Genomic DNA, 7,917 nt, shown 5'->3' with positions numbered 1-7,917 from the left:
GGCTACGCCCGGTCGATGCAGGATGCCGGCGCGGCCGCGATCGAGCTGAACATCTACTACCTGCCCGGTGATCCGCACATCAGCGGCCGGGACGTCGAACAACGGCACCTCGACGTCCTGGCCCGGGTCGAGGACGCCGTCACCGTGCCGGTGGCGGTCAAGGTGAGCCCCCAGTTCAGTTCGATCGGTGAGATGGCGCTGCGCCTCGACGAGGCCGGGGCCGACGGGCTGGTGCTGTTCAACCGGTTCCTGCAGCCCGACATCGATCCCGAAACCCTCACCGTGGGGCCTGCCGTGACCCTCTCGACCCCCGCGGAGACCCGGTTGCCGCAGACCTGGATCGCGTTGCTGCGGGGACGGGTGCGCGCCGACCTGGCCGCGACCACCGGCGTCGAGGACGCCACCGACGTGATCAAATACCTGCTCGCCGGCGCGGACGTCGTGCAGTCCGCCTCGGCGTTGTTGCGCCACGGTCCCGAGTATGCTGCCGCCCTGCTCGACGGCGTGCGCGAGTGGATGCGCCGCAAGGGATATCGCAGCGTCGGCGAGTTCCGGGGGATGCTCGCCGTGCCGCCCGGCGCGGACGGGACCGGCCGCGGACGCGGCGACTACGTGAGCGCGCTCCGCGAGGCCGACCACCGCGCCTACGGCATCCCGTGAGGCTTCCGGCCCCGTCCGCCACCCGGACTCCGGGGGTGCTCATCGGGCTTCCCGGTCGGCCGCCGTGGCCGCGGTGCCGGCTCAGAGGTCCAGCGCCAGCCCGGCGACGGCGGCCTTGGCGGTGCGCCCGACCCCGATCAGCGTGGCCGACCCGGGGCCGGTCCAGTCCCCGTAGCCGAGCAGATGCAGCCTGGGTTCCTTCAACGCCTGGGTGCCCGCCACAGCGATCGAACCGTCGGGCCCACGCAGGTGCAACGGCCGCAGCGGCGCCAGGGCGGGGCGGAATCCGGTGGCCCAGACGATCACCTCCGCGCGCCGGCTCTCGCCGGTGTCGTCCCACGAGATGCCGTCCCGGGTCAGCCGGTCGAACATCGGCAGCGGATCCAGCGCGCCGCGGTCCCGGGCCGCGAGGACCTCCGGGACCATCACGATGTCACCGAGGTCGGTGATACCGCCCGGATCGGGGCGCCCGGCCGCCAGCGCCATCGCTCGCCGCGAGGCCATCTCGAACAACACGCGTCCGTCGACGTCGTCCGGCAGGAAGCGCGGCGGCCGGGTGGTCACCCAGGTGGTGCCGGTGACCTCCGAGATCTCGGCGACCAGCTGGGCCCCGGAGTTGCCGCCGCCGACCACCACCACCGCCTTACCGGCGAATTCCTCCGGGGTGCGGTACTGCACGGTGTGCAACTGTCTGCCCGCGAAGCGGCGGGCTCCGGGATAGACGGGCCAGAACGGCTGCCGCCAGGTGCCGGTGGCACTGATCACCCGCCGCGCCCGCCACACCCGCTCCGCGGTGGCCACCCGCAGCCGCTCCCCGTCGTCGTCGCGGGAGACCTCCCGCACCCGCACCGGCCGCCGCACCGGCAGGCCGTAGCGGCGCTCGTACGCGGTCAGATACTCGATCACGTGCCGGGCGGGTGGGAACCCGCCCCGCCACGGCGGCATCGGCCATCCCGGCAGCGACGCGTACTCCGCGGGGGAGAACAACCGCAGCGACGGCCAGGTGTGCGGCCACGCCCCGCCCGGGCCCGGCCGGTCGTCGAGGATGACGAACTCGAGCCCGGCCCGGCGCAGGTAGTACCCGGCGGCCAGGCCGGCCTGCCCGCCCCCGATCACCACGATGTCCACCTCGACCGTGCTCATCGTCTCCCTTGTCACCCGTGGCCCGCTGTGCGCAGATCGTCGGTCTCGGCCGTCAGGGGTGGCCGGGGGTGTCGAGCAGGCTCGCCGCGGCGATCAGGGCGGCCTTGACGATCAGTCGTTCGGGGATCTCTTCGAAGGTGACCGGTCCGAGTGCCACGGTCCGGCACGGGGAGTCACCGCACACCGAGCAGCAGCGGCTGCTGCCGACGTCGGCGTCGAGCCAGTCCTCGAGCGGGCGGCCGGCGATCCAGATGCGGTTGGATTCGGCCGGGTTCGCGGCGAAGGCGGCGTCGTCGAGTTCGCGGACCACGAGGTGCGGTGCGATGCCGAGCGGGCGCAGGACCTGCTCGAGCGTGCCGACCGCGTGCTGGACCTGCTCACCGGTGCCGGCGCAGCGGCGGCACGTCTGTCCCTGGCTGACCAGGCGTTGCCAGACGATGGGCAGTGCCGTCATCGCACACCCCTTCTCGGTTCGCGGGGAAGGTGGGAGTCGACCCGGTCTCCAGTGTGGCCGACCCGGCCGGGCCGCAGGGCGTGTACCGGCGGATCCGGCCGGGACACGCCCTGCGGTCGGGTCAGCTGCGGACGGCGCCGGGGACGAGTTCGGCGATCAGCGCCTCGACCCGCGTCTTGATCTCGTCGCGGATGGGGCGGACCGACTCGACGCCCTTGCCGGCCGGGTCCTCGAGCACCCAGTCGCGGTAGCTCTTGCCGGGGAAGACCGGGCAGGTGTCGCCGCAGCCCATGGTGATCACCACGTCGGAGGCTTCGACGGCGTTGGTGGTGAGGATCTTCGGGGATTGGGTGGAGATGTCGACGCCGAGCTCGGCCATGGCCTCGACGGCGGCGGGGTTGACCTGATCGGCGGGGGCGCTGCCGGCGGAACGGACCTCGACGGCGTCGCCGGCGAGGGCGGTGAGGAATCCGGCGGCCATCTGGGAACGGCCGGCGTTGTGCACGCACACGAACAGCACGGACGGCTTGGTGGTCATCGAGGGAACCTTTCGGGTGTCAGGCGGTGGGAACGGCGGTGAGGTCGGCGAGCAGAGCGCGGACCCGGGCGTCGACGTCGTCACGGATGGTGCGGACGACCTCGAGGGATTGCCCGTCCGGGTCGGGGACGGTCCAGTCGAGGTAGCGCTTGCCGGGGTAGACGGCGCAGGCGTCGCCGCAGCCCATGGTGACGACCACGTCCGCGGCGGCGACGACGTCGTCGGTGAGCGGCTTGGGGAACTCGGCGCCGAGATCGAGGCCGAGCTCGGCCATGGCCTCGACCACCACCGGGTTGATCGCCGCGATCGGCGCGGAGCCGGCGGAGCGGACGTGGACGCGGCCACCGGCGTGGTGGTCGAGCAGGGCGGCGGCCATCTGGGAGCGGCCGGCGTTGTGCACACAGACGAACAGCACCTCCGGAACGTCCTTGGCGACGGCGCCTTCGGCCTGTGCCAGTGCGGTCAGGCGTTCGGCGGCGAAGCGCGGGGCGAGCGCGGTCAGGTGGGTGTAGACGGTCGCGGTGCGGCGCAGTGCCGCATAGGACTCGAACACCACCCGTTCGACGGTCTGCGGGGAGAAGATCCCGTCGTACTTGTCGGCGAGGTGCTCGGCGGCACGCTGGAGTACCGCCTGCGGCATGAGCAGTTCGGGCTGGTGGCGGTCGGAGTGGTCGGACATGTCGGCTCCCTGGCTCTCGGACTTCACGAAGCGGCGGGGGTGGCGGAGGGGGCGAAGCGCTTGCGCAGGGCGAGCGAGACGTAGACGAGGCCGACGAGCACGGGCACCTCGATGAGCGGTCCGACGACGCCCGCGAGGGCCTGGCCGGAGGTGACGCCGAAGGTGGCGATGGCCACGGCGATGGCGAGTTCGAAGTTGTTGCCGGCCGCGGTGAACGCGAGGGTGGTGGTGCGCTCGTAGCCCAGGCCCATCGCCGCGCCCAGGAGGTAGCCGCCGCCCCACATGATCGCGAAGTACGCCAGCAGCGGCAGGGCGATGCGGGCGACGTCCCACGGGTGGGAGGTGATCTGCTCGCCCTGCAGCGCGAAGAGCATCACGATGGTGAACAGCAGGCCGTACAGGGCCCACGGCCCGATCCTGGGCAGGAACTTCTGCTCGTACCAGGTCCGGCCCTTGGCCTTCTCGCCGAAGTGCCGGGTGAGGAAGCCGGCGAGGAGCGGGATACCGAGGAAGATGAGCACCGACTTGGCGATCTGCCAGGGTGAGACGTCGAGGGTGGTCTGTTCGAGTCCGAGCCAGCCCGGCAGCACCGAGAGATAGAACCAGCCCAGGCCGGCGAACATGATCACCTGGAAGACGGAGTTGAGCGCGACCAGCACGGCGGCGGCTTCGCGGTCGCCGCAGGCGAGGTCGTTCCAGATGATGACCATGGCGATGCAGCGGGCCAGGCCGACGATGATCAGTCCGGTGCGGTACTCGGGCAGGTCGGGCAGCATCAGCCAGGCCAGGGCGAACATCAACGCCGGCCCGACGATCCAGTTCAGGACCAGCGAGCCGATCAGCATCCGCCGGTCGCCGGTGACGGTGTCGAGCCGGTCGTAGCGCACCTTGGCCAGCACCGGGTACATCATGATGAGCAGGCCGAGGGCGATCGGCAGCGAGATGCCGTCGATCTCGACGGTGGAGATGATGTCGCCGAGACCCGGGATCAGGCGGCCGAGCAACAGGCCGGCGACCATGGCGACGCCGATCCACACCGGCAGGAACCGGTCGAGAGTGGACAGCTTGCCGACCACGGCCGGGTGGTCGCTGGTGGTGGTCACGAGGCGACCTCCTCGAGGGTGACGGCGGGCGTGCACGACGAGGTCGCGACGATCCCGGATTCGACGGACAGCACCGCGGACAGCTGTGCCAGAGCGGTGGGGACGACCCGGTAGTGCACCCAGGTGCCGCGACGTTCGCAGTCGAGGAGGCCGGCCTCCCGCAGCACCTTCAGATGATGCGAGATGGTCGGTTGCGACAGGTCGAAGGACGGTGAGATGTCGCACACGCAGCACTCGCCGCCCTCGTGGCTGGCGATCAGGCTCAGCATCCGCAGGCGCACCGGATCGCCCAGGGCCTTGAACATGCGGGCCAGGTCACCGGCCCAATCGGAGGTGAGCGGCTCGCGGCTGAGCGGCGGGCAGCAGGGCTCGTCCCCGCGCGGCGGTTGATTCGGCATGCGTCTATATTGACGGTTGTCGAAACACGGCGTCAAACGAACAGCCGGTGAACCGGCCCGGTCGGAAGGAAACCCTCACGTGCGCACACCCTCGGTGCTGTTCGTCTGCGTGAAGAACGGCGGCAAGTCCCAGATGGCCGCCGCGCTGATGCGCAAGGCCGCCGGCGGCCGCATCGCCGTGCACTCCGCCGGGACGGCACCGGGTTCGGCGCTCAACGCCCTCTCGGTGCAGGCGCTCGAGGAGGTCGGCGCACCGGTGGACGGCGAGTACCCCAAGCCGATCGATCCGCAGCTGCTGCGTGCGGTCGACCTCGTCGTCACCCTCGGCCGCGACGCCCGCGACGCCCGCGTCGACGCGGCGTACGTGGAGAACTGGGACACCGACGAGCCGTCCGAGCGCGGCATCGACGGCATCGAACGGATGCGCCTCGTGCGGGACGACATCGCCGCCCGTGTCGACGCGCTCGCCGCCCGGCTGCTCGACCCCGCTTCCCCCACCCGCTGATCCGACCGATCCAGGAGAAATCATGAGCACCATCGCAGTCTTCGAACCGGCCCTGTGCTGCAACACCGGCGTGTGCGGCGACGACGTGGACCGGAACCTCGTCACCTTCACGGCCGACATGCAGTGGCTGAAGGATCAGGGTGCCACCATCACCCGCCACAACCTGGCCAACGATCCGCTGGCCTTCGCGCACACTCCCGCCGTCAAGCGCTTCCTCGAGGTCGCCGGCTCCGCCGGTCTGCCGCTCGTGCTCGTCGACGACGTCACCGTGCTCACCGGTCGCTACCCCGATCGGACCCAGCTCGCCGCGTGGGCGGGACTCGACACCGCGCAGGCGCCCGTCGGCGCGACGATGCTGAATCTCGCGGACGATGCCTGCTGCACACCCGGCGACTCCACCTGCTGCTGAGCTGTCGACCCGAGGACGAGGAGAGCACCGGATGACCACCCCCACGTTCCTGACCGACCCGCCGCGGTTCGTGTTCTTCACCGGCAAGGGCGGCGTCGGCAAGACCTCCATCGCCTGTGCGAGCGCGCTGAGTCTCGCCCGCGCCGGGAAGAAGGTGCTGCTGGTCTCGACGGACCCCGCCTCGAACGTCGGCCAGGTCTTCGGCCTCACGATCGGTAACGCCCTCACCGCAATTCCCGCGGTGCCGGGCCTGTCGGCGCTCGAGATCGATCCCGAGCAGGCCGCCGACGCCTACCGGGAACGCATCGTCGGACCGGTGCGGGGATTGCTGCCCGACGCGGAGATCGCCTCGATCACCGAGCAACTCTCCGGTTCGTGCACCACCGAGGTCGCGTCCTTCGACGAGTTCACCTCCCTGCTGACCGACACCGACGGCGAGATCGCGTCGTTCGACCACGTGCTGTTCGACACCGCCCCCACCGGACACACCATCCGGCTGCTGCAACTGCCCGGGAACTGGACCGAGTTCCTCGAGGCGGGCAAGGGCGACGCGTCGTGCCTCGGACCGCTCGCCGGGCTCGACAAGCAGAAGGCCATGTACGCCGCCGCGGTCGACGCCCTGGCGGACCCGCAGCGCACCCGGCTCGTGCTCGTCGCCCGCGCCACCCGCTCCGCTCTCGCCGAGATCGACCGCACCCACGGCGAACTCGCCGCGCTCGGGCTGAGCCGCCAGCACGTCGTCGTCAACGGCGTCCTGCCGGCGCCGTCCGGCGACACGGACCCCCTCGCCCTCGCGATCCACCGCCGCGAACAGGCCGCGTTGACGGGCATGCCGGCGGCGCTGAAACCCTTGCCGCTGGACCTGATCGAGCTCAAGGCCGCGAACATGATCGGTCTCGATGCCCTCGGGACGCTGTTCGAGACGGCCGACGTCGGCACGGACCTCCCTCCGGAGATCGGTGCGGTGCCGAACGTCGCGGATGCACCGCTGCGCGCCCTGATCGACGAGATCGAGCGGGACGGGCACGGTCTCGTGATGTGCATGGGCAAGGGCGGGGTCGGGAAGACCACGGTCGCCGCGGCCGTCGCCGTGGCCCTGGCCGAACGCGGGCACGAGGTCCACCTGACCACCACCGACCCCGCCGCACACCTGACCGAGACCCTGCACGGCGACGTCGAACACCTCCACGTCTCGCGCATCGATCCCGCCGAGGCCACTCGCGCCTACCACGAGCGGGTGATGGCCACCAAGGGTGCGCACCTCGACGAGCAGGGCCGGGCGACCCTCGCCGAGGACCTGCGCTCCCCGTGCACCGAGGAAGTGGCGGTCTTCCAAGCATTCTCGCGAGTGATCCAGGAGTCCCGGCGCAAGTTCGTCGTCGTCGACACCGCGCCCACCGGCCACACCCTGCTGCTGCTCGACGCCACCGGGTCCTACCACCGCGACGTCACCCGGCAGCTGGGCCCGGGCCTGCACGCCGTCACCCCGATGATGCGCCTGCAGGACCCGGCTTCGACCAAGGTCCTGTTGATCACCCTCGCCGAGACCACTCCTGTGCTCGAGGCCGCGGGGCTCCAGGCCGACCTCGAACGTGCCGGCATTCACCCCTGGGCGTGGGTGATCGACAACTCCGTGGCCGCCGCCGCGCCCACCGCGCCGCTGCTGCGCCGCCGCGCCGCCGCCGAACTCGAGCAGATCGACAAGGTCCGTACCGAACTCGCCGAGCGCTACGCGGTCGTGCCGCTGCTCGCGACCGAACCGGTCGGGGTGCCGGCGCTCCGCGCGCTCGGCGAAGTGTCCGCCCCGGTCGCCGTGCGGTAGCGCTCGGTCCCGAAATGCGCGATCCCGCCCCGGTTTCCGGGGCGGGATCGATGCGTGCGGCCGTGATCAGGCGCCGGCGGCCTCGAGGCCGGTGGTGATGTCGGCGAGGATGTCGTCGATGCCTTCGATGCCGACGGCGAGGCGGATCTGGCCGGGGGTGACGCCGGCGGCGAGTTGTTCGGTGGGGGTGAGCTGGGAGTGGGTGG

11 protein-coding genes are annotated in these 7,917 nt (G+C 71.4%); 4 read left to right on the top strand and 7 right to left on the bottom strand.

From position 1 onward, the window contains the following. Positions 1-660 (top strand): dihydroorotate dehydrogenase-like protein (locus tag G6038_RS29685; RefSeq protein ID WP_165042375.1); only part of this gene is annotated, 660 nt, incomplete at its 5' end. Between the two features lie 81 nt (positions 661-741). Here G6038_RS29685 and G6038_RS29680 read toward each other — a convergent pair. The 6 genes from G6038_RS29680 to G6038_RS29655 all read right to left on the bottom strand — a co-directional run bounded on the left by G6038_RS29680 (position 742) and on the right by G6038_RS29655 (position 4,975). Continuing rightward, complete coding sequence (locus G6038_RS29680; RefSeq protein ID WP_165042373.1) at positions 742-1,803, bottom strand: ArsO family NAD(P)H-dependent flavin-containing monooxygenase; 1,062 nt, start codon at positions 1,801-1,803, stop codon at positions 742-744. Between the two features lie 52 nt (positions 1,804-1,855). Next, complete coding sequence (locus G6038_RS29675) at positions 1,856-2,257, bottom strand: DUF2703 domain-containing protein (protein ID WP_165042371.1); 402 nt, start codon at positions 2,255-2,257, stop codon at positions 1,856-1,858. 121 nt (positions 2,258-2,378) lie between these two features. Continuing rightward, the gene (locus G6038_RS29670; RefSeq protein ID WP_165042369.1) at positions 2,379-2,795 is read right to left on the bottom strand and encodes an arsenate reductase ArsC; all 417 of its coding nucleotides are present in this window, start codon (positions 2,793-2,795) and stop codon (positions 2,379-2,381) included. A gap of 19 nt (positions 2,796-2,814) precedes the next feature. Further along, complete coding sequence (locus G6038_RS29665) at positions 2,815-3,474, bottom strand: arsenate reductase ArsC (protein ID WP_048771612.1); 660 nt, start codon at positions 3,472-3,474, stop codon at positions 2,815-2,817. 23 nt (positions 3,475-3,497) lie between these two features. Further along, positions 3,498-4,577 carry an ACR3 family arsenite efflux transporter gene (gene arsB, locus G6038_RS29660; protein ID WP_017679683.1) on the bottom strand — a complete coding sequence of 360 codons (1,080 nt, stop codon included), beginning with the start codon at positions 4,575-4,577 and terminating at the stop codon, positions 3,498-3,500. Further along, the gene (locus tag G6038_RS29655) at positions 4,574-4,975 is read right to left on the bottom strand and encodes a metalloregulator ArsR/SmtB family transcription factor (RefSeq protein ID WP_165042367.1); all 402 of its coding nucleotides are present in this window, start codon (positions 4,973-4,975) and stop codon (positions 4,574-4,576) included. Before G6038_RS29655 ends, arsB begins: the two co-directional genes overlap by 4 nt. Positions 4,976-5,054: 79 nt before the next feature. Here G6038_RS29655 and G6038_RS29650 point away from each other — a divergent pair, with 79 nt between their 5' ends. From G6038_RS29650 to arsA, 3 genes are read left to right on the top strand one after another with little or no spacing between them, the layout of a single operon-like run. Further along, positions 5,055-5,480, top strand: coding sequence for a low molecular weight phosphatase family protein (locus G6038_RS29650; protein WP_165042365.1), 426 nt, complete (start codon positions 5,055-5,057; stop codon positions 5,478-5,480). 22 nt (positions 5,481-5,502) lie between these two features. Then, the gene (gene arsD / locus G6038_RS29645) at positions 5,503-5,889 is read left to right on the top strand and encodes an arsenite efflux transporter metallochaperone ArsD (protein WP_165042363.1); all 387 of its coding nucleotides are present in this window, start codon (positions 5,503-5,505) and stop codon (positions 5,887-5,889) included. 31 nt (positions 5,890-5,920) lie between these two features. Then, entirely contained in the window at positions 5,921-7,711 is a 1,791-nt protein-coding gene (arsA, locus tag G6038_RS29640; RefSeq protein ID WP_165042362.1) for an arsenical pump-driving ATPase, read from the top strand. Between the two features lie 66 nt (positions 7,712-7,777). Here arsA and G6038_RS29635 read toward each other — a convergent pair. Continuing rightward, the coding region (locus G6038_RS29635) for a PLP-dependent transferase (protein WP_206025837.1) at positions 7,778-7,917 on the bottom strand (140 nt) is incomplete at its 5' end.

The sequence above is a fragment of the Rhodococcus sp. 14C212 genome, assembly GCF_011058195.1.
Classification (GTDB): domain Bacteria; phylum Actinomycetota; class Actinomycetes; order Mycobacteriales; family Mycobacteriaceae; genus Rhodococcus; species Rhodococcus aetherivorans.
Note: the sequence above shows the minus strand (reverse complement) of the source record. Positions and strands in the feature narration are given on the sequence as shown.